Origin of the sequence: Pseudomonas sp. A0308 (genome assembly GCF_044218815.1) — a bacterium.
GTDB classification, from domain to species: Bacteria; Pseudomonadota; Gammaproteobacteria; order Pseudomonadales; family Pseudomonadaceae; genus Aquipseudomonas; species Aquipseudomonas iridis.
This window is the reverse complement of the sequence record NZ_CP162581.1, coordinates 4,593,992-4,614,994: the sequence shown is the minus strand read 5'-3', so window position 1 is coordinate 4,614,994 and position 21,003 is coordinate 4,593,992. Positions and strand designations below refer to the sequence as shown.

The 21,003-nt window shown below is 58.3% G+C and carries 21 protein-coding genes; 10 read left to right on the top strand and 11 right to left on the bottom strand.

Features of this window, described 5'->3' with window-relative positions; all coding sequences use genetic code 11:
* The first annotated feature begins 20 nt into the window (after nucleotides 1-20).
* From AB4P92_RS21375 to AB4P92_RS21365, 3 genes are all read left to right on the top strand, one after another.
* A complete protein-coding gene (locus tag AB4P92_RS21375) occupies nucleotides 21-395 on the top strand; it encodes a hypothetical protein (RefSeq protein ID WP_395598104.1) in 375 nt (124 codons plus the stop codon).
* Nucleotides 396-504: 109 nt separating this feature from the next.
* Entirely contained in the window at nucleotides 505-1,233 is a 729-nt protein-coding gene (locus AB4P92_RS21370) for a hypothetical protein (RefSeq protein WP_395598103.1), read from the top strand.
* 71 nt (nucleotides 1,234-1,304) lie between these two features.
* The gene (locus tag AB4P92_RS21365; RefSeq protein ID WP_395598102.1) at nucleotides 1,305-3,224 is read left to right on the top strand and encodes an alkaline phosphatase D family protein; all 1,920 of its coding nucleotides are present in this window, start codon (nucleotides 1,305-1,307) and stop codon (nucleotides 3,222-3,224) included.
* A 125-nt stretch (nucleotides 3,225-3,349) separates the two neighbouring features.
* Here AB4P92_RS21365 and AB4P92_RS21360 read toward each other — a convergent pair whose 3' ends face one another.
* Nucleotides 3,350-4,522 (bottom strand): aspartate aminotransferase family protein, encoded by a 1,173-nt coding sequence (locus AB4P92_RS21360; RefSeq protein ID WP_395598101.1) that lies wholly within the window; start codon nucleotides 4,520-4,522, stop codon nucleotides 3,350-3,352.
* Nucleotides 4,523-4,624: 102 nt separating this feature from the next.
* On the opposite strand from AB4P92_RS21360, the gene AB4P92_RS21355 reads away from it, so the two are divergent.
* Both AB4P92_RS21355 and AB4P92_RS21350 read left to right on the top strand, forming a co-directional pair.
* Entirely contained in the window at nucleotides 4,625-5,530 is a 906-nt protein-coding gene (locus AB4P92_RS21355; protein ID WP_395598100.1) for a LysR family transcriptional regulator, read from the top strand.
* Between the two features lie 140 nt (nucleotides 5,531-5,670).
* The gene (locus AB4P92_RS21350; protein WP_042560954.1) at nucleotides 5,671-6,375 is read left to right on the top strand and encodes a hypothetical protein; all 705 of its coding nucleotides are present in this window, start codon (nucleotides 5,671-5,673) and stop codon (nucleotides 6,373-6,375) included.
* Between the two features lie 70 nt (nucleotides 6,376-6,445).
* On the opposite strand, the gene AB4P92_RS21345 is transcribed toward AB4P92_RS21350, so the two are convergent.
* The 8 genes from AB4P92_RS21345 to hmpA form a co-directional block, all read right to left on the bottom strand.
* Complete coding sequence (locus AB4P92_RS21345) at nucleotides 6,446-6,937, bottom strand: RidA family protein (RefSeq protein ID WP_042560955.1); 492 nt, start codon at nucleotides 6,935-6,937, stop codon at nucleotides 6,446-6,448.
* 331 nt (nucleotides 6,938-7,268) lie between these two features.
* Nucleotides 7,269-8,156, bottom strand: a complete 888-nt coding sequence (gene cyoE / locus AB4P92_RS21340; protein ID WP_042560956.1) for a heme o synthase — start codon at nucleotides 8,154-8,156, stop codon at nucleotides 7,269-7,271.
* Between the two features lie 10 nt (nucleotides 8,157-8,166).
* Nucleotides 8,167-8,502, bottom strand: coding sequence for a cytochrome o ubiquinol oxidase subunit IV (gene cyoD / locus AB4P92_RS21335; RefSeq protein WP_042560957.1), 336 nt, complete (start codon nucleotides 8,500-8,502; stop codon nucleotides 8,167-8,169).
* A complete protein-coding gene (gene cyoC, locus AB4P92_RS21330; RefSeq protein ID WP_042560958.1) occupies nucleotides 8,502-9,125 on the bottom strand; it encodes a cytochrome o ubiquinol oxidase subunit III in 624 nt (207 codons plus the stop codon). Before cyoC ends, cyoD begins: the two co-directional genes overlap by 1 nt.
* A 3-nt stretch (nucleotides 9,126-9,128) precedes the next feature.
* Nucleotides 9,129-11,159: a cytochrome o ubiquinol oxidase subunit I gene (cyoB, locus tag AB4P92_RS21325; RefSeq protein ID WP_042560959.1), complete on the bottom strand. Its 2,031-nt coding sequence runs from the start codon at nucleotides 11,157-11,159 to the stop codon at nucleotides 9,129-9,131.
* 3 nt (nucleotides 11,160-11,162) lie between these two features.
* Nucleotides 11,163-12,104 carry a ubiquinol oxidase subunit II gene (gene cyoA / locus AB4P92_RS21320; RefSeq protein WP_042560960.1) on the bottom strand — a complete coding sequence of 314 codons (942 nt, stop codon included), beginning with the start codon at nucleotides 12,102-12,104 and terminating at the stop codon, nucleotides 11,163-11,165.
* Nucleotides 12,105-12,929: 825 nt separating this feature from the next.
* Nucleotides 12,930-13,439 (bottom strand): disulfide bond formation protein B, encoded by a 510-nt coding sequence (locus AB4P92_RS21315; protein ID WP_200616104.1) that lies wholly within the window; start codon nucleotides 13,437-13,439, stop codon nucleotides 12,930-12,932.
* 252 nt (nucleotides 13,440-13,691) lie between these two features.
* Complete coding sequence (gene hmpA, locus AB4P92_RS21310; protein ID WP_261735981.1) at nucleotides 13,692-14,873, bottom strand: NO-inducible flavohemoprotein; 1,182 nt, start codon at nucleotides 14,871-14,873, stop codon at nucleotides 13,692-13,694.
* A 164-nt stretch (nucleotides 14,874-15,037) separates the two neighbouring features.
* On the opposite strand from hmpA, the gene norR reads away from it, so the two are divergent.
* The 5 genes from norR (at nucleotide 15,038) to AB4P92_RS21285 (ending at nucleotide 19,626) form a co-directional block, all read left to right on the top strand.
* Nucleotides 15,038-16,597, top strand: coding sequence for a nitric oxide reductase transcriptional regulator NorR (gene norR / locus AB4P92_RS21305; RefSeq protein ID WP_395598099.1), 1,560 nt, complete (start codon nucleotides 15,038-15,040; stop codon nucleotides 16,595-16,597).
* A 324-nt stretch (nucleotides 16,598-16,921) separates the two neighbouring features.
* Nucleotides 16,922-17,824: a chemotaxis protein CheV gene (locus tag AB4P92_RS21300; protein WP_042560964.1), complete on the top strand. Its 903-nt coding sequence runs from the start codon at nucleotides 16,922-16,924 to the stop codon at nucleotides 17,822-17,824.
* Nucleotides 17,825-17,827: 3 nt separating this feature from the next.
* Entirely contained in the window at nucleotides 17,828-18,310 is a 483-nt protein-coding gene (locus tag AB4P92_RS21295) for a GNAT family N-acetyltransferase (RefSeq protein WP_395598098.1), read from the top strand.
* A 157-nt stretch (nucleotides 18,311-18,467) separates the two neighbouring features.
* The gene (locus tag AB4P92_RS21290; protein WP_395598097.1) at nucleotides 18,468-18,794 is read left to right on the top strand and encodes a hypothetical protein; all 327 of its coding nucleotides are present in this window, start codon (nucleotides 18,468-18,470) and stop codon (nucleotides 18,792-18,794) included.
* Between the two features lie 82 nt (nucleotides 18,795-18,876).
* On the top strand, nucleotides 18,877-19,626 hold the full coding sequence (locus AB4P92_RS21285; protein WP_395598096.1) for a YkgJ family cysteine cluster protein: 750 nt from the start codon (nucleotides 18,877-18,879) through the stop codon (nucleotides 19,624-19,626).
* 207 nt (nucleotides 19,627-19,833) lie between these two features.
* On the opposite strand, the gene AB4P92_RS21280 is transcribed toward AB4P92_RS21285, so the two are convergent.
* Together AB4P92_RS21280 and AB4P92_RS21275 are read right to left on the bottom strand one after the other, a co-directional pair.
* Nucleotides 19,834-20,073, bottom strand: coding sequence for a hypothetical protein (locus AB4P92_RS21280; RefSeq protein ID WP_047303058.1), 240 nt, complete (start codon nucleotides 20,071-20,073; stop codon nucleotides 19,834-19,836).
* A gap of 111 nt (nucleotides 20,074-20,184) precedes the next feature.
* Nucleotides 20,185-20,490 carry a type 1 fimbrial protein gene (locus tag AB4P92_RS21275; protein WP_115148189.1) on the bottom strand — a complete coding sequence of 102 codons (306 nt, stop codon included), beginning with the start codon at nucleotides 20,488-20,490 and terminating at the stop codon, nucleotides 20,185-20,187.
* Nucleotides 20,491-21,003 lie beyond the last annotated feature (513 nt).

The window sequence follows — 21,003 nt, the reverse complement described above, 5'->3', positions numbered from 1 at the left end:
ATTTAAAAAGGAAGAATACGATGGATTGGGCGGTTTTCTTTTTGGCTTGGGCGGCAATGTGGGTGTGGGTCGTCCGGCATCGGGGGGCGTGGAATCTGATAGTCGCCAATGCGCTGGGCGCCGCCAGCGGCATGATGGTGGGTCTGGTCTTCTCGGAGCTTTACATCGGACTGCTCGGATCATCTCGCCCGCCTCGTCCAGAGGGCATGTGGACGGTGTTTGAATTCCTGACAATCGCCGCTGCTCTGGCAGGTGCATGGATGTGGGTGGCGCGCCGCTCAGGGATTGAACATACGCTCGCACGCCAACTTCTCGCAGGCGTTTGCGGCGTTGTGGCCGGCGTGACTGTATTGATGTTTTTCGCTCAAATAGTCCACCCCGGCCATTTGATGTAAATGTCCTCGTGGCACCAGACTTCTATTTTGATATCTTGCCGCCCATCGTCAGGGCTCATCATCGCGGTGCGCTGTTTTCAGGATTTTGAAGGTTTAAGGAAAGGATCAAATGGAGTTTCTGCGTTTTCTGGCGTTTGTCGCCGCCTGGGGTTTCATGTGGCGCTGGGTGGTCAAGAACCGTGGCAGCTGGAATATTTTCTACGGCAACATTGTGGGCGCGGCCGGCGGTTTTATTGTGGCCATGGTGGTGTTGTCGATCACCTTGTCACTGTTTCCTTCTTCACATGATTACGAAACCGTGCAGACGCAGGAGGCCGAACCCACTTCGCTGTTGCCCGAAGCCGAATCAGTCACCCCTCCCGCTGCCCTGAAAGATGCGCCGGTGTTTGCCGCCATCGAACCGGATGACAAGCCTTCGCCCGCCGACTCTGCCTTGCTGCCGAACTACGCCAGCCGAGCGCCGAAGTCGATGGCGCTACAGACCGTGCTGGACCAGAGTGACGACCAGGGACGCAAAGCCCTCGCGGCGTTGAGCAAAAAGTTTCGCAGTGATGCACAAGCCGACAAGTCGATGCTCGCGTATGTCATGTGCAGCCCGTTCGTGACCGGCACGTTGCGCTTCCCCGCGTCGGCTCGCTTTGCTGACAGCAAAAGCCTCGTCAGCCACCGTTTCAAGGATCAGGTTTACACCTTCAGCAACACCGTCATCGCTCGCAACATGACCGGCGACGATGTCACCTACCGTTTCGATTGCTCCGTGCAAGAGCAGCCAAGAGTTGACGCGACGCCGGCCGAATGGCGTCTGCTGGATCTGAAACTGCAAAAAGCCGACTCTTAAGCCTCACTTAAGCGTTCAAGGCGCCGGCTGCGCTATCATCGCCGGCCGTGCGCTTTGAGTCTTGTCCCCGGATGTCTCCAACACTTGATGAACTGATCCCGCTGCCACCGGTTTTGGCCGGCCCGTTGTTGCGACGGCTTGAGCCCAAACGACTGGTGCTGTGGCTGGTTGGCACGCGCCAACTGTCGCTGACTTTGCGCGTGCAAGGTGTAGGAGACATTCCTCTGGATGCCGAGAAATGCACGGTCATTCCTGTAGGCACTCGCGCATTCGTTCATCTCATTGATGTCAGCCTCGAAAACGCCCTGCCCCTCGACGAGTTTGTCGATTACGACGTGTTGATTGATGGCGACGCGTGCATCGCCGATTGGGCGCCGCATCTGTTGTATGGCGACGCCAGGTGCCCAAATTTCGTGGTGCGTTCGCGGATCGACCAGTTGCTCCACGGTTCTTGCCGCAAGCCGCACCATCCGGCGGTGGATGGTTTGCTCTGCGTCGACCAACTGCTGGCCGCCGAAACCGACCCGCAACAGCGCCCGGCGCTGCTGATGATGAGTGGCGATCAGGTCTACGCCGATGACGTCGCCGGGCCGACGCTGCGGGCGATTCATGCCTTGATCGGACGCCTCGGCCTGTTCGACGAACACCTCGAAGGCGCCGTGGTCAGCGACAGCGCCAAGCTCTACGATCATCCGGCGAGCTACTACCATCGTGCAGATTTGTTACCGGCACTTGAGAGCAACGAGACATTGCGCGAGCGATTTTTCGGCGGTGCGCGTAAGCCGATTTTCACCAGCAGCAGCGCCGACAATCATCTGGTGACCTTTGCCGAAGTCATGGCGATGTATTTGCTGGTGTGGTCGCCGGTGGCTTGGACGTTGATCAATCCGACGACACCAACGCTGACGCCCGAGCGCCTCAAGCGCTATAACCTCGAACAGACGCGTATCGATGCTTTCAAGGCAGGGCTGGGCAACGTCGCCCGGGCGCTGGCGCATCTGCCGAGCCTGATGATTTTTGATGATCACGACATTACCGATGACTGGAATCTTTCTGCGCAATGGGAGGAAACGGCCTACGGCCATCCGTTCTCCAAACGCATCATCGGCAATGCGTTGATCGCCTACATGTTGTGCCAGGGCTGGGGCAATAACCCGGACGCGTTCAAGGATGTGCTGGTGAAGACTCGACGTCTGATTGCCAGCGGCGATGACCATTACCTCGACAGCCCGGTGCAGGACGATCTGATTGATGAGCTGCTGCGCTTTCAGCACTGGCATTTCGTGCTGCCAACCAGCCCGGCGCTGGTGGTTATCGACACCCGGACCCGACGCTGGCGCAGCGAAATGGCGCTCAAGCAACCCTCAGGACTGCTCGACTGGGAAGCGTTGAGCGAACTGCAGCAGGAGTTGCTCGATCACCCGTCGGCGATCATCGTTTCACCCGCGCCGATCTTCGGTGTGAAGCTGATTGAAACCGTGCAAAAGATCTTTAGCTGGTGCGGTTTTCCATTGCTGGTCGATGCCGAAAACTGGATGGCCCACCGGGGCGCCGCGCAGGTGATCCTGAACATTTTCCGACACTCGCGCACGCCCGGGAACTACGTGGTGCTGTCCGGCGATGTGCATTATTCCTTCGTCTACGAAGTACTTATCCGACACCGCAAGGCCGGCCCGCGAATCTGGCAGATCACCAGCAGCGGCATCAAGAACGAGTTCCCGCCTACGTTGCTGGAGTGGTTTGATCGCCTCAACCGCTGGCTCTACTCACCCCGCTCACCACTCAACTGGCTGACCAAACGCCGCCGCATGCGCATCGTGCCGTACACGCCAGAACATGCTGAAGCCGGCGAACGGTTATGGAATTCGGCGGGGATCGGTCAGGTGTTTTTCAATGAACAGGGACAGCCGCGAGAGATCATTCAGCACAACTCGAACGGCGCGCCCCAAACGCGAATGCTGGCGCCGGATTTGGCGGACTATCCGAAGTAGAGCTATGCACCTTTCCCATGTAGGAGCGAGTCTGCTCGCGATTGCGATCGATCATTCAAAATGAATGTCGCCTGACAATGCGCTATCGCGAGCAAGCTCGCTCCCACAGGGTTATCGCGTAGCTATCAAATCGAAGTTACAGCCCGCGCAACACCTCTAACAATCATCCCCACCTCCCGCTCATCAATCGTCAGCGGTGGCAGCAGCCGTATCGTCTTGCCGCGCGTGACGTTGATCAGCAGCCCATGATCCCGCGCTGCGATCAGTGTCAGATCCCGAATCGGCTGTTTCAGCTCGATGCCGATCATCAATCCCTGCCCTCGAATCGCCAGCACATTGGGGTTGTCCGCCAACTCTGCGCGTAGCCGCGTCAACAGGCGCTCACCTTGTACTTGGGCGTTCTCCAGCAGGCCTTGCTCTTCGATGATGTCCAGCACGGTGCAGCCAACCCGACAGGCCAATGGGTTACCGCCAAACGTGCTGCCATGACTGCCCGGTGTAAACAGATCCGCCGCCCTGCCCCGCGCCAGACACGCGCCGATCGGCACGCCGTTGCCGAGTCCTTTGGCCAATGTCATGACGTCCGGGACGAAACCCTCGTGCTGAAACGCAAACCACTGGCCAGTGCGGCCGATGCCGGTCTGGATCTCGTCAAGCATCAGCAACCAGGCATGCCGATTACAGATCTCGCGCAGGGCTTTCAGGTAACCGGGCGGCGCCAGTTGCACGCCGCTTTCGCCCTGAATCGGTTCGACCAGTATCGCCACGATCCGCTCGCCGTGCTTGCGCTGAACCTGCTCGATTGCGGCGAGATCACCGAACGGGACTTTGACGAAATCACCCGGCAGTTCACTGAAGCTCGAACGCACCGCCGGCCCGTCGCTGGCAGACAGCGTGCCGAGCGTGCGGCCATGAAACGCGTTGGCCATCACCACCACCAGCGGTTGCTCGATCCCTTTGCGCCAGCCGTAGAGCCGCGCCAGTTTCAGTGCAGTTTCATTGGCCTCGGCCCCGGAATTGTTGAAGAACGCGCGCTCCATCCCCGACAGTTCGGTCAACCGTTTTGCCAATTGTTGCTGCCAGTCGATGCTGTACAGATTTGAAGTATGTAGCAGCAGTCCGGCCTGCTCGCTGATGGCCGACACGATCCGCGGGTGCGAGTGGCCGACGTTGGTCACGGCCACCCCAGCGACCGCATCCAGATACTCGCGGCCAGCCTGATCCCACAGTCGAGTGCCCAGGCCCTTGGTGAAGCTCAGGGCTAGTGGTTGGTAGGTGTTCATCAGGGCGGCGGTCATGACTTCAAACTCCAGTGAAGGTCGGTGTGTTTGCAGTATGGTTAGCCACCAGAACTGGATAAACTCGGCAAAACTTCAATCATTTATAAGCTGGGCTTGATAATGGATTTGTTTCAGTCGATGAACGTCTACGTCAAGGTCGTCGAAGCGGGGAGCATGACGGCGGCCGCGTTGCAGTGCGAAATGTCGACGACGATGGTAGGCAATCATCTGCGAGCGCTGGAGCAACGGCTTGGTGTGCAACTGCTGCAGCGCACCACCCGCCGCCAACGACTGACCGAGTTCGGCAGCGTCTACTACCAGCGCTGCCTCGAAGTGCTGGGCCTGCTGGCCGATTCCGAACGCCTCGCCGAACAGGCTCTGGACGAACCTCGCGGCATCTTGCGCATCACCGCACCGCTGACCTTCGGCGTTGAACGCATGGCCCCGGCGCTCAGTGAATTTTCCCTGCAATGGCCAAAGGTCAAACTCGATGTGGTCCTGACCAACAGCCGTCCGGACCTGCTCGAAAACGGGCTCGACGTCGCTTTTCGGCTGGGCAACTTCGAGCAGTCCAACCTGATCGCGCGGCCATTGATCGATTACACCCTGACGGTCTGCGCGTCGCCGGACTATGTGGCACGGCGCGGCATGCCGCTGACGCCGCAAGACCTGCAACAGCATGACTGCCTGTCCTTCGCCTACCCCACCGGCGATGACTGGCAATCGGTGGAAAAGCGCTGGCGCCTCAGCGGCCCGGAAGGCGAAATCATGGTCGATGTCAGTGGCCCGATGCTGATCAACAGCTCCGCCGGCCTGCATCAGGCCGCACGCACCGGCATGGGCATCGTGATGCTGCCCGATGCACTGGTGGAACAGGACCTGCGCGATGGCAGACTGGTCACGGTCATCCCTGAATACCAGCCGCCCAGCCGTCCATTGCACCTGTTATACGCCCCGGATCGGTATCGACTGCCCAAGCTCAGACGTTTCGTCGAGTTTGCGATGACAGCCTGGGGCAGATCCTGATTAAGCGGTGAGCTACGGAAAAAACTCGACCGCCAGCCCGTTGCTCCGTGACAACGTCGCCCCGCTCCCCTAAATTAGTCGACCTGAAAAAGCCCCGTGCTTGCTCATCTCCACTCAAGTTAAAAAGTAGTGAAATTTCAATGTCCGATTTCAACACCGCTGAATCCGTAGTCACCGAATCGTCCAAAGCGGAATACGAAAACTCCATCAATCTTTCACAACACCTGCCACAAGCCAAAATCATCAGCGAGATGGTACTGGACGCGTTCCAGTCGACCCGCGAGAGCGATCAGATCCGTGAACTGCGCACCGCGATCCGAGAGGCGCACGACCGCTTCGATGACGACAAGGCCTACGAACTGATGGGTGAACTCAAGAGCCTCAAGGATGCCGAGGCTGCCGACATCGCCGCCCTCGAAGACCTGAGCAGCAAGTTCTCGATCGGCCGCATCCTCTCTAGCTTCAAGGATGATCCGGCTTTCCAGGAAATCGTTTACGGCCTGGCGCTCAAAGTACTGAACCAGACCCATCAGGCGATCAGCAACCCGAGCGGCGGCAAGAGCAAAGCGGCACGGGCGAAGAAAGAGGTCGAAATCTTCACCATCAGCAAGGATGGCAGCAGCGTGACCCTGCCATTGCGCACGCCACGCTCGCGTCTGAATGTTGACCGTGAAGCGCTGGAGTTCCTTGGTTTCACCTTCGTCGGTGAAGGTGAGGAAGCCGAAATCGATAGCGAAACCTTCGTCGACAATGCCGGCACCGAACAGGCCGTCAACCGCAAGAACATCATCACGGCCCTGCAGCAGCGGACCGCATTTGATGGCTACAGCATCGCCGCGCAGTAATCCGGCCACGCTGACGAAAAAGCCCCGCACTGAGTGATCAGGCGGGGCTTTTTGTTTTCCGGCGCGAGGATTATGCGCCCGAGTGCAATGCCGCAATCATGTCGACTTCAATCGCCGCATTCTTCGGCAACTGATAGACACCCACCGTGGTGCGCGTGTGCCGGCCAGCATCGCCGAGCACATGGCTGAACACATCCGACGCACCGTTGGCCACTTCACTCAGGTCAACAAAGTCAGGCGTGGACTTCACGTACACCGTGACCCGCAACAGCGCCCGGATCTTGTCCAGCGAACCGACCGCATCGACGATCAGCGCCAGACACCGCATCGCGCTGATGCTCGCGGCGGCCTGCGCGTCCTTGAGCGTCAACTCCAGGCCAACTCGACCGGGGTACTGAATCTTGCCGTGGGTACGTGGCACCATCCCGCTGATGTACAGCTCATCGTGATGACGGATCAGCGGTGCGTAGTTACCGCCGGCGGTGTTCTCACCGTGGATGTCGTAGTTCAGCTCTTGTGCCAGGGCAATGAAGCGTTCGTCGCAGGTCATCCTCTCAGTCATTTCGCCCAGCCTCGTTATCGGTGCATGAAGAACAGTTGAGCACCCGTGAAATGGCATGGCGCTATCACTGTCATGGTTGGATCCGAATCTAGGGGGTTTACTCCGATACCGCAACTCAACCCTGTAGGAGCTGCGGCACGCTGCGATCTTTTGGTTTTGATTGTAGTTTTAAAGACCAGGATCAAAAGATCGCAGCGTGCCGCAGCTCCTGCAAAGGTATCGCGTCGAGGTGGCCCCTGCTCACGATTGATGGCGCCTCAATCACCGAAAGTCAGCCAACAAAAAACCCCGCACATCTCTCGATGGCGGGGCTTCTTGAACAACCTGAAACTTACGGCGCGTACGTCAGCAACAACTCGCTCGGCACCTTGAAGTCCAGGGACATCATGACGCTCAACGCAGTGATGGTGAAGATCGAGAACACGAACAGCTTGCGTGCCCAGACAGTGTCATCCACTGCCTTGTAGCCGGTCCAGGCCATGTACAGCCAGTACATGCCCATCGCGGCGGCGACGGCCAGGTAGCTCATGCCGGCGTAGCCGCTGAAGGTCAGCATCAAGGTCGCCACGAGGAACGCCAGGATGTAGAGCAGGATGTGCTTCTTGGCCACTTTAATCCCGCGCTTCACTGGCAGCACCGGAATCGATGCGGCCAGGTAATCGTTGAAGCGGAAGATCGCGATGGCGTAGGAATGCGGCATCTGCCACAGGCTGAACATCACCAGCAGAACCAGCGCGGCCATGTCGAAGCTGTTGGTTACAGCGACGTAACCGATCACTGGCGGCATGGCGCCCGACAGACTGCCCACCAGCGTGCCGTGAACCGACTTGCGCTTGAGGTACAGGCTGTAGAAGCCGACGTAGATCACGAAGCCGATTACCGCGAACAGGGCGGCCAACGGATTGGCCACCTTGTACAACAATGCAACGCCGAGAACACCAAGGATGGTCGCGTAGATCAGGGCCAGTTTCAGGGAGATCAAGCCCTGGACCAGTACCCGGTTCTTGGTGCGTTCCATCTTCAGGTCGATGTCGCGGTCGATGCAGTTGTTGAACACGCAACCGGAGGCTACAACCAGGGAGGTGCCGATCATGGCTGCCAGAAACACCGCCAGATCGACATGCCCTTTCGAGGCCAGGAAGAACCCGCCTGCCACAGAAAGCACGTTACCGAAAATGATCCCCGGTTTGGTGATTTGGATAAAGTGCTTGAGCGACATCGGGTCTACCTCACTTCGCCATCATGTACGTGTGGATGCTGAACATGATCCACAGCGACAGGCCAACCAGCAGCACGATCACGATGGCCGTGAAGACGAACGCAATCACGTTGTTACGCTGAGCAATGGAACGGTCCAGGTGCAGGAAGTAATACAGGTGAACAATCACCTGGATCACTGCGAACAGCATGACAATTGCCAGTGTCGTCATCTTCGGCAAGGTCGGGTACATCACCAGGCCGAACGGAATGACAGTCAGGATTACCGACAGAATGAAGCCAATGGCGTACGACTTGGCGCTGCCGTGGCCAGCATCATGGCTGTCATGGGAGTGTGCGTTAGCCATTACAGAGTCCCCATCAGGTAAACAACGGTGAATACGCAGATCCACACCACGTCCAGGAAGTGCCAGAACAGGCTTAGGCAGCTCAGACGGGTCTTGTTGGTCGCCGTCAGGCCGTGCTTGTTGACCTGGTACATCATGATGCCCATCCAGATCAGACCTGCGGATACGTGCAGACCGTGGGTACCGACCAGGGTGAAGAACGCGGACAGGAAGCCCGAACGGCTAGGACCGAAGCCCTCGGAGATCAGCAGGTGGAACTCGTTGATCTCCATGGCGATGAAGCCAGCACCGAGCAGGAAGGTCATGAACAACCAGCCCAGGACCTGCTGCTTCTTGCCTTTGTACAACGCCAGCATGGCGAAGCCGTAGGTGATCGAACTGAACAACAGCAGAGCGGTTTCGCCCAGCACGTATGGCAGTTCGAAGATGTCGTGGCCCGACGGGCCACCGGCAACGTTGTTTACCAGTACCGCGTATACCGCGAAGATCGACGCAAACAAGATGCAGTCGGTCATCAGGTAGAGCCAGAAACCGTATACGGTCATCTCGCCCGAATCGTGGTGATGGTCATCGTGCCCATGTTCGCCATGGGCGTGTCCAGCATTGGTCACTAAATTCGACATGGTTTAAGCCTGTTCCAACGAGGTTTCAACACGGGTGGCACCGGCCGGGATTTTCCCTGCCGCAACCAGACGCTTGTGCTGCTCGGCTTCGATGCGCTCGATCGTTTCAACCGGAACCATATAGCCCTGGTCGTCACGTGCAGCGTGGATCACGAAGTAGACGACAGTGCCTACCAGGCTCGCGATTGCCAGCCACCAGATGTGCCAGATCATGGCAAAACCGAAGACGGTCAACAGCGCGCCCATCACAACGCCAGTGGCGGTGTTGTTCGGCATGTGGATCGGCTCGTACTTGGCCGGACGCTGGTACGCAGTACCGTTTTCCTTGGCTTCGGTGAACGGGTCGATGCAGTCAGCCTTAGGCAGCACGGCGAAGTTGTAGAACGGCGGTGGCGAAGAGGTCGACCATTCCAGGGTGTGTGCATTCCACGGGTCACCGTGATCGCAAACGTTCTCTGGCTTGTTGCGGTCACGCACACTGACGTACAGCTGGATCAGTTGGCAGGCGATACCGACAGCGATCATTACCGCACCGAACATGGCAACGTACAGGTACGGTACCCACTCAGGGTTGGTGGTGGCGTTCAGACGACGGGTCATGCCCATGAAGCCCAGTGCATAGAGCGGCATGAACGCGACGAAGAAGCCCGAGATCCAGAACCAGAACGCTGCTTTACCCCAGCCTTCGTGCAGCTTGAAGCCGAACGCTTTCGGGAAGTAGAACGCGAAACCTGCGATGTAACCGAATACCGCGCCGCCGATGATCACGTTGTGGAAGTGAGCGATCACGAACAGGCTGTTGTGCAGAACGAAGTCAGCACCCGGGATGGCCAGCAGTACGCCGGTCATGCCGCCGATGGCGAAGGTCACCATGAAGCCCAGCGTCCACAGCACCTGGCTGGTGAAGCGCAGACGGCCCTGGTAAATGGTGAACAGCCAGTTGAATAGCTTCACACCCGTCGGGATGGAAATCAGCATCGTCGCCAGACCGAAGAAGGCGTTGACGCTGGCACCCGAACCCATGGTGAAGAAGTGGTGCAGCCAAACCATGAAGCCCAGTACCGAGATCGCGCCCGAGGCGTAGATCATCGAGTGGTGGCCGAACAGTTTCTTGCCGGTGAAGGCCGAGATGACTTCCGAGAAAATGCCGAATGCCGGCAGGATCAGGATGTATACCTCAGGGTGGCCCCACGCCCAGAACAGGTTGACGTACATCATTGGATTGCCACCAAGTTCATTGGTGAAAATGTGGAAATCCATGTAACGGTCAAGGGTCAGCAGTGCCAGGGTAGCGGTCAGGATCGGGAACGAAGCCACGATCAGAACGTTTGCCCAGGTGCAGGTCCAGGTGAAGATCGGCATGTCCATCAGTTTCATGCCAGGGGTACGCATTTTCAGCACGGTGGCGAGGAAGTTAACCCCCGTCAGCGTTGTACCCAACCCGGATAACTGTAGCGCCCAGATGTAGTAATCCATCCCCACGCCCGGACTGTATTGCAGGCCCGACAGCGGTGGATAAGCAACCCAACCGGTCTTGGCGAATTCGCCAACGCCCAGCGACAGGTTGATCAGCACAACGCCGGATACCAGCAGCCAGAAGCTCAGGGAGTTCAGGAACGGGAAGGCAACGTCACGCGCGCCGATCTGCAGCGGCACTGCAAGGTTCATCAGGCCGGTGAAGAATGGCATCGCCATGAAGATGATCATGATCACACCGTGAGCGGTGAAGATCTGGTCATAGTGTTCAGGTGGCAGGTAGCCAGGCGAACCCTCGGTGGCCATGGCCAACTGGGTACGCATCATGATGGCGTCGGCAAAACCGCGCAGCAGCATGACCATGGCGACGATGATGTACATCACGCCGATTTTCTTGTGGTCAACCGAGGTCAACCACTCGGTCCACAAGTAAGTCCACTTCTTGAAGTAAGTGATTGCAGCGAACAGTGCCAGACCACCCAGCGCGATCATGGCGATGGTCACCATCACGATCGGCTCGTGGAAAGGAACCGCTTCCCAACTTAATTTACCAAACATTGTTTACTCCTCTGCCCCGGCAGCTGAATGCGAACTCGAGTCAATTTCCGTGGCCGCCACTTCTTTCTCTTTCTTCTCGTGCTTCAGCGGCTTGCCCGGCTTCATACCTTCGTACTTGTCGACGATGATCTGGAACTGGTTCGGCGTGACCGAGGAGTAGAGCTCGACTGGGTTGTTCTGGCTCGGTTTGGCAAGGGCTGCGTATTCAGCTTGATCAAGCTGTTTAGGTGACTTCTTGACTTCACTTACCCAGGCGTCGAAATCTTCCTGAGTCGTCGAGATGGCTTTGAACTTCATGCCGGTGAAACCTGCGCCGCTGTAGTTGGCGGAGATACCGTCCATTTCAGCGTTGCGGTCAGCGATCAGGTGCAGTTTGGTCTGCATGCCCGCCATCGCGTAGATCTGGCCGCCCAGGCCCGGGATGAAGAACGAGTTCATCACGGCGTCGGAGGTGATCCGGAAGTTGATTGGCGTGTGCGCCGGGAACACGATCTTGTTGACCGTGGCAATGCCTTGTTCCGGGTAGATGAACAGCCACTTCCAGTCCAGCGCAACCACTTCGATGGTGATCGGCTTGACGTCGGATTCGATTGGACGATACGGGTCCAGTTCGTGGGTCGAAATGTAGGTGATGTAACCCAGCGCGATGATGATCAGAACCGGAATGGTCCAGACGGCCACTTCGATCTTGGTCGAGTGCGACCATTTCGGCGTGTAGATGGCGTCTTTGTTGGAGGCGCGATACTTCCAGGCGAACAGGAAGGTCATGACGATAACCGGCACAACGACCAACAGCATCAGCAGGGTCGCGGTGATGATCAGGTTGCGCTGTTCCAGGCCGACCTGGCCCGTTGGATTGAGCAGGGTCATGTTGCAGCCTCCCAGCAACAACGTGCCGAGCAGCGGCACTAGGCCTAGTAATCTGGGGTACCTGTTTTTACTCATCTCACGACCTCTAAAGCAGCTTGCGCAATGCAGTTGGGTTTTGATCGCCAACACTTCACCCTGCCAAGGGTTGGCATTTTCTTTGGATTGAATAAGGGCCGCCCGTCGCGCGTCAGACGCTCGACAAAACCTGGGACAGCGGTAAGTTCTTATTCGAATTCGTGGTCAAAGGCCTTGTTACAGACCAATTCCATTTGGTGCGGAAAGTTGGAAGGCACCGACACCTGGGTGTCTTGAAAGCCTCACAGCCTGCTCGACACCCGACTTCCTGCTCGCCTCCTTAATAAAGGCTGAACAGCGCCGGGAATTCAGTGCGGGCGATTGTAGATAGGTAGCGCCCTATACACCATGTCTTATCCCGAAATAATTTTTATCCGTTCAAGCAACAATCCATCGCAATTTTTGCAAAAGTGCCGCATGTTATCGAAATAGATTCTCAACAAAAACGCCAAAATTTGTAGGTGTATCCGCCTCAGTTCAGACAGCTCTGAAGGCTTTTTCCGAGGGCTGGATCGGCGCAAAGCCCGATACCCCAAGGCTTCTGGCCATTTGCCCGCGCTTGTTAAAACTGCCTGATGTGGCACACGCGTTCAAAAGCCCGAAAACACCCAAACAGACCAATCCTTTTTTGTAACAGTGCGCCAATCCGGGTAGGTGGATCGGCTTGCGACACCGCCTGTGTGACAACATGTCGCACACCTGCCACACCCTTCCTTGCCGTTCGTCACGGTGTTTTCACAAACACTCTGAAATGCAAAACGCCCCGATCTGCTGAACCGCAAATCGGGGCGTTTTCTGTATCGGCAACAACGCGCAATAGTTGACTCAGCGCAGTGTTTTTCGATTACGCGAGGCCAGCAGCGGAACCAGGATCACCACCAGTACGAACGCTACCAGCGCCCATTGCGCCAGCGACAGACCGAGGATCGGCGGGTACGGCGTCGAGCAGAATCCGTCGACCTGGAAGCCCAGCGGGAAGATCTTCGCCAGCGGCAGATCATCAACAATAGGCTGCAACACATCGATGCCACAGCTGATCGCCGGATAGAACTGGGTGTACACGTGATGCCCGGCGACTGCCGCCCCGGCAATCGCACAGATCACCACCAGTACTTCGAATACGGTGATGCTGCGCCGGGTGCGCGTGGCTGCACCGATAAAGGCGAACAGCGCGATCAGCAGCAACGCATAACGCTGCAGGATGCAAAGTGGGCACGGCGCCTCGCCGAGCACGATCTGCATGTACAGCGCGCCACCGATCAACGCCAGGCAGATGATGCCCAGCAGCACCAGAAAGCGCCGCTCACGTCCCAATCGAATTGTTTCCTCGCTCATCGCGTTTCCCTTATATGTCCATGGTTCAGCCGTCTGGCGACTGAAAGTTGTCGCAAGTCTACACCGGGGAAATAAACGATAAAGCGGTTAAGGAACCATTAATTCAAAGGGATTTTTCAGAACGGAACCGTGTAACGGCCATCACGGGCAAGCCCGCTCCCACAGGTCCAGCGTCGTACATGAATTTTGCGTACGCCATAAAACCTGTGGAAGCGGGCTTGCCCGCGATACGGACTACTCGGTCTCGACTATTTATTCCAAGGCAGCAGCCGGCCCGAAGAACTCATACCGGCTCTGTTTCTCCGGTACACCCAGCGCTTTCAGATGCCGCTTGATCGCGCTCATGAAACCTTTCGGCCCAAGGAAGTAGGCGTCGACATCGCGCTGCTCCGGCAGCCATTGAGCGAGCAACTCCTGGCTCAGTATCCCGACCTTGTCCGCTGCCGGGCTCACGCCGTCGTCTTCGGCGTAGCAATAGAAACGCTTGAGTTGCGGATGACGCGCAGCCAGGCCGTCGATCCAGTCGCGGAACGCATGCACACTGCCATTGCGCGCGCAGTGGATGAAGTGCACCGGGCGCTCGGTTTCCAGCGCCGCCTCGAGCATCGCCAACGTCGGGGTGATGCCAACGCCGCCGCTGATCAACACCAGTGGTTTGTCGCTGGCAGCCAGGGTGAACTCACCCGATGGTGGAAACAGCTGAATGCTCGCGCCGACATGCAACTGATCGTGCAAGTGATTGGACGCACGGCCACCCGGTTCGCGTTTGACGCTAATGCGGTACTGACCTTTATTCGCCAGCGCCGACAGCGAATAGTTGCGGCGGATTTCTTCGCCATCCAGCACCAGCTTCATGCCGATGTACTGACCCGGCTCGGCCGCCAGAATCGGGCCTTTGTCCGCAGGCTCAAAGTAGAAGGAAGTGATTTCCGCGCTCTCTTCCACCTTGGCCGCAACGATGAATTCGCGCGCCCCGCGCCAGCCACCAACGGCTTGCTCTTTCTGGTCATAGATGGCGGTTTCGGCGCCGATCAGGATGTCGGCGAGTTGACCGTACGCCGCGCCCCAGGCGCTCATCACTTCTGGCGTGGCGATCTCTTCGCCGAGCACTTCAGAGATGGCGCGCAACAGGCAGGCACCGACAATCGGGTAGTGCTCCGGCAGGATCTGCAAGGCGACGTGCTTGTTGATGATCTTCGCCACCAGATCGCCCAACTGGTCGAGCTGATCAATGTGCCGGGCGTACATCAACACACCGTTGGCCAACGCACGCGGCTGGTCGCCGCTGGCTTGATGCGCCTGGTTGAACAATGGGCGCACTTGCGGGTATTCGGAGAGCATCATGCGGTAGAAGTGCGTGATCAGCGCCTCACCGCCGCTTTCCAGCAAAGGCACGGTGGATTTGACGATGGCACGATCCTGGACGCTAAGCATAAGGGTGACTCCTGAGCTTTCTGGAAAAGTTACCCTAGAGTTATCAGTTACCGTGCCAACTTATTTATCCATATAAATCAGTATGTTAAAAAATATGTAGTCAATTCGACCCAACGCTCTTTATAGTCACTCCGACTACATCTTGTCTCTTTGACTACACAACCATGATCGCCAAATCCTTGCTGACCGCTCTACTGCCGCTGGTCTCCGACCTCTCCCGCGAATTGCCGGAGGGTGAGCGTTATCGTCGACTGCTTGAAGCCATGCGCGCCCTGCTGCCCTGCGATGCCGCCGCGTTGTTGCGCCTCGACGGCGAATCGCTGGTGCCACTGGCGGTGGATGGCTTGAGTACGGACACCCTCGGCCGCCGCTTCAAGGTTAGTGAGCACCCGCGCTTTGAGGTGTTGCTGGCAGGGTCCGGGCCGACCCGGTTTGCCGCCGACAGCGACTTGCCCGACCCTTACGACGGTTTGATCGACGGCCTCGACGACCACCTGGAAGTTCACGACTGCCTCGGCTGTCCGCTGTTTGTCGATGAAAAACTCTGGGGCCTGATCACCCTCGACGCGCTCGATCCGGAACGCTTCGAGCCGATCGAACTGGACGTATTGCAAGCCTTCGCCAGCCTTGCCTCGGCCACAGTCAATGCCGCCGAACGCATCGAGCGTCTGGCGATCCGGGTCGAAGACGAGCACCAGCGCGCCGAGATTTACCGGCAGGCCAGCGGTCAGCAGAACCGCGAAATGATCGGCCAGAGCAAGACGCACAAGCGCCTCGTGGAAGAGATCAACCTGGTCGGCGGTAGCGACCTGACCGTGTTGATCACCGGCGAAACCGGGGTTGGCAAGGAGTTGGTAGCTCAGGCGATCCACGCTGCCTCAGCCCGCGCCGACAAACCGATCATCAGCCTCAACTGCGCGGCACTGCCCGACACGTTGGTGGAAAGCGAGTTGTTCGGCCACGTACGCGGCGCCTTCACCGGCGCTACCAGCGACCGCCGCGGCAAATTTGAACTGGCCAATGGCGGCACGCTGTTTCTCGATGAGGTGGGCGAATTGTCGCTGACCGTTCAGGCCAAACTGTTGCGCGTGCTGCAGAGCGGCCAGTTACAACGTTTAGGCTCGGACAAGGAGCATCAGGTCGACGTGCGCCTGATCGCTGCGACCAACCGCAATCTGGCCGAAGAAGTGCGCAGCGGTCGCTACCGTGCCGACTTTTACCACCGCCTGAGCGTTTACCCGCTACGGGTGCCGGCCTTGCGTGATCGTGGACGTGATGTGTTGCTGCTCAGCGGCTTCTTCCTCGAACAGAACCGTTCGCGCATGGGCCTTAATAGCCTGCGACTGAACAGTGACGCCCAGGAAGCCCTCCTCGCCTACACTTGGCCAGGCAACGTGCGCGAACTGGAACACTTGATCGGGCGCAGCGCGTTGAAGGCCTTGGGCAACTGCAAGGTGCGGCCGAAGATTCTCAGTTTGAGTGCGGCGGATCTCGATTTGCCGCGTGAGGTTGTGGATAACTTGCCTGAGCCACTTGCTGCGGTTGTGGCGTCGGCGCCATTGATCAGCGGGGATTTGCGCAGTGCTACCGAGGCGTACCAGCGGCAATTGATCACTGCGGCGCTGGAACGTCATCAGGATAATTGGGCGAGTGCGGCGCGGGAGTTGGGGCTTGATCGGGCGAATCTGGGACGGATGGCCAAGCGGTTGGGCATGAAAAGCTAAAAGCCCCCTCACCCTAACCCTCTCCCGGAGGGAGAGGGGACTGATAGGGGGATGTTGGAGAGCTGCGCCGACGTGAATGTGCAGTGTCGAATCCATAATCGACTCGTTCTTTCAGGTCGATGTATTGCGCAAGACACCTCGGTCGGCCCCCTCTCCCTCGGGGAGAGGGCTGGGGTGAGGGGCTTTGGCTTTGGCTTTGGCTTTGGAACGCAACGCCACCCGACAACTGACCTAAAGCCCACCCCATTAGCGCCGATAACCCGGCATCAATAGTTTCTGGCGATTTCCACCCTCGCCCATCACCTTTTTCCACAGAAGGTTTTTATGTCTTCCAACAAAGCCCGCGCAGATTCACTTTCGCTTCTGCTGTTTACTTTGCGCAGCGGCAAGCTGATGGCGATCAACCTGCTGAAAGTCAGTGAAATCATTCCCTGCCCGCCGCTGACCAAGCTGCCGGAGTCGCATCCGCACGTCAAAGGCATCGCCACCCTGCGCGGCGCCGCGCTGTCGGTCATCGACCTCAGCCGCGCGATCGGCGAGCGACCGCTGGAAGACCCCAACGGTGGCTGTCTGATCGTCACTGACGTCAGCCGCTCCAAACAGGGCCTGCACGTTCAAGCGGTGAGCAAAATCGTCCACTGCCTGACCACCGACATCAAACCACCGCCATTCGGCTCCGGCGGACCGCGCGCCTACATCACGGGTGTGACCTCGGTGGACGGCACGCTGGTGCAGGTGCTGGACATCGAAAAAGTCATCCACAGCATCGCTCCGGCGCAAATCGAAATGGCCCCGACCGACCTGACCATGGAAGACGCCGACGTCCTCGGCAACGCGCGGATTCTGGTGGTCGACGACAGTCAGGTGGCGCTGCAACAATCGGTGCACACCCTGCGCAATCTCGGCCTGCAATGCCACACCGCACGCAGCGCGAAGGAAGCCATCGACTGCCTGCTCGATTTGCAGGGCACCGCCCAGCAGATCAACCTGATCGTCTCCGACATCGAAATGTCCGAGATGGACGGCTACGCCTTCACCCGCACCCTGCGCGAGACCCCGGATTTCGCCCATCTCTACGTGCTGCTGCACACCTCGCTCGACAGCGCGATGAACAGCGAAAAGGCACGACTGGCCGGGGCCAACGCAGTGCTGACGAAGTTCTCCTCGCCGGAGCTGACCCAACGTCTGATCGAAGCGGCCAAACACGTCGCGGCCAACGGTTATTGACTCTTGGGCGAGATTTACTGCTTTTTGCTGCGGCGCGATCTGAGTGCAGACGTTCCGGATGTCTTGTGGCCGAGGGGCATTGAAATCAGCACCTATCGCCCGGAACTGGCTGGCGCCGTGCATGACTTGATGCAACTCGGTCACCACGAAGGTGGCGGCCGGGTGCCGGCGCTGGAGGTTTGGCAGCAACGGTTTGAACGCGATCCGGAATATGACCCGGCTCTGTGTTTCATTGCCATTGATGCCGAGGGTGTCGTTGGTGTGGTGCAGTGCTGGACGAGTGCGTACATCAAGAATCTGGTGGTGCATCCGCGCGCCCAGGGTCGAGGATTGGGCCGGGCATTGCTGTTGAATGCATTCAAGGTTTTTCAGCAACGGCGCGAAGGGTTTGTCGATTTGAAAGTGTTGGAAGACAACCTGCGGGCACAGCGATTGTATGAAAGTGCCGGAATGTACGTAGTCCGCCGGGAAATCGTACCGACCTGAAGAAAATCAAAAGATCGCAGCCTTCGGCAGCTCCTACAGATATCGCATTTCCATGTAGGAGCTGCCGAAGGCTGCGATCTTTTAACGTTGGCCCAAGCAACAATAGTCTTTAGGCATACTCCAACCCTTGGCCACTCAATCCAAGGATGCCCCAACCATGAAAACCTTCACCGCAAGCTTGCTCTGCCTCACCGCCCTCGTCTCCAACGCCCACGCGTCCAGCCCTGACGCCTGGGCCGCCTACGACAAAACCGTGCTCGCCAGTTGCACCAAAGCCAGCGGTTTGAAGAACGCCAAACCAGTCGGCAATGCCGCGCAATTCGACGACCGCGTCGGCTACACCGCCGTGCTGCTGCAAGGCCAATACCCGCAAAAACACATGAAAGGCCAACAAGGCACCGAGCTGTGCCTGTACAACAAAAAATCGAAAACCGCATTCGTCACCGAATGGGACTCGATCCGCCCGACTGCCAAAACCCAATGAATGGCGCATAACTTGCTTCGATCGGTGATCCCATGGCGGCTTTACGTCGCTGATTCACACCTGATTGAAGATTGATCGTTCAATGAATACGACGTTTTCCTGCGTAGGCTGCGGCAAGTGCTGCACCGACCACCATGTCCCCCTGACCCTCGCCGAAGCCCGCATGTGGGCGGCCGACGGTGGTCAGGTGATCGTGCTGGTAGAGGCTTTTCTCGGCAACGGTCTGGGCTTGCCGGCGCAGCAGCGTGAACATGCCGAACGGCGTTCGGTCGCGGTGCGCAGCGGTGAATCGGCGGTGCACGTGGCCATCACTTTCGCCGCGTACAATGTCGGACCTTGTCGGAATCTTGACGATGACAAGCTGTGCCGCATCTACGAACGTCGACCGTTGGTGTGTCGGATTTATCCGGCGGAGATCAATCCGCACATTCCGCTCAACCCTGCCGCCAAGGATTGCCCGCCAGAGTCGTGGGAACAGGGGCCGCTGTTGATCGTCGGTGGCGAACTGGTCGATCAGGAACTGATCGAGCTGATTCAGCGTTCGCGTCAGGCTGATCGTGATGACATTCGGACAAAGGATGCCATCTGCGCTGCGCTGGGCATCCGGACCACGGCGCTCAAGGGCGACGGGTTTACCGCGTATTTGCCGAATATGGACGCTTTTGCGAAGGTAATTGACCAGGTGAACGCGCAGCCACTGGGTGAAGTGGCCAGTGAATGGCTGTTTCATTTGTCCGGGGATGATGTGGCCGGGCAAGTGCGGGCGGCGGGGGCGCTGGTGGTGACGGAGCCGGCGCTGACCTATGCGTTTATTTCGTTGCGTGCGGCTTGATACAGATACTCGAGTGGCTGTTCGGGCCCCATCGCTGGCAAGCCAGCTCCCACAGGGTCTTGCGTCGTACATCAACTAAGTGAACAACCGGAAAACCTGTCGGAGCTGGCTTGTCAGCGATGGGGCCAGTGAAGGCGACCACAATCCCAAATCTGTCGCCGCCCCTCAAAAACCCGCGCAACCAAATGCAATTCCCCGAAGGAAAAGTCAGCGCTTGCCCATCGAACGACGGGTGCCCGGCGGCGCCATGCCTGGGCTCTTGGTATGGCCGTTCTTGGCGCCATTCTTGTACCACGGCTGGTTAGAGCCTTTGGCACCTGCCAGTTCGCCCGGTTTGAACGGGAACTTGAATGCCGGGATCTCGGCTTTGGAATCGCTGGCGTCGGCCATATCGGCCGGGACATCGCTCACAGCGTCGTCAACCGGCGGTTGGATCGGGGAAGTCATGAAAGCTCCGCAAAACAAAAAGTCGCGCCCGGTAAGTGAGCCGCGAAGGGCCGCAGTATACCTGCGCGCCGTGGCTCGGCACCTGAAGATTTGCACCGCACGCCGAACGGCTTACAGGTAATTGATGGTCACGATGCCATTGTCGGTGGAGGTTTTCAGCGACTCATAGGTCATGGAAAACGGCAACGCCCCACGGCTGCAAGCGTTGCGGTAAGTGTCTACATCAACCTTCACCCCTGGCTTGAGTTCGATCTGCCGGGATTCGCTGGTCACCAGCGCACCCACTCGCCCGACTTCACATCCGGAATCGACGATTTGCCCGGTGAAGCGGATCTCGCCCGAGAGGGGCTGAGGCGCGGCGCAGACCGTTAGCGGAAGTAAAACAAGCACGCTGGAGATGACAGTTTTGAGGTTCATTGCAAGACACTCCCGAAGAGACCCGCAACGATAATGGCTGGGGTATACAACTTGTATCCGCTGGCGGGAGCGGATCTTTAGAAGCGTAGATGGCGCGGTGCAGACTCGCTCCTACAATGGGTTCGCATGCAGTCTGCAAGACATTGGTCGGCTGGCAGGCCGCCATCGCAGGCAAGCCAGCTCTCACAGAAAGCAAAAGCCAGATCAAAAGATCGCAGCCTGCGGCAGCTCCTACAGAGGAGACAAGTACACCCCGCACGCGGCGAATGCCGCCCAACTCAACAATGAGCGTTAGCTCGAGTAAAGCTCTTGATCTTGATCTTGATCTCAGAGCCCGTCGGCAGGCTGAGTGGAGGGAATGATCCGGGGGTGGGAGCGCAGCGACCGTTTGGCGAAGCCAAACACATCGAAAGGAGGTGCAGCGAAGCAAACCGGAAGCGATGCCCCCGAATCAATCCCGGAACGAAGGGACCCCGAGCCTCAGCGAGGGGCCGAACGCCAGGGCACAGACCT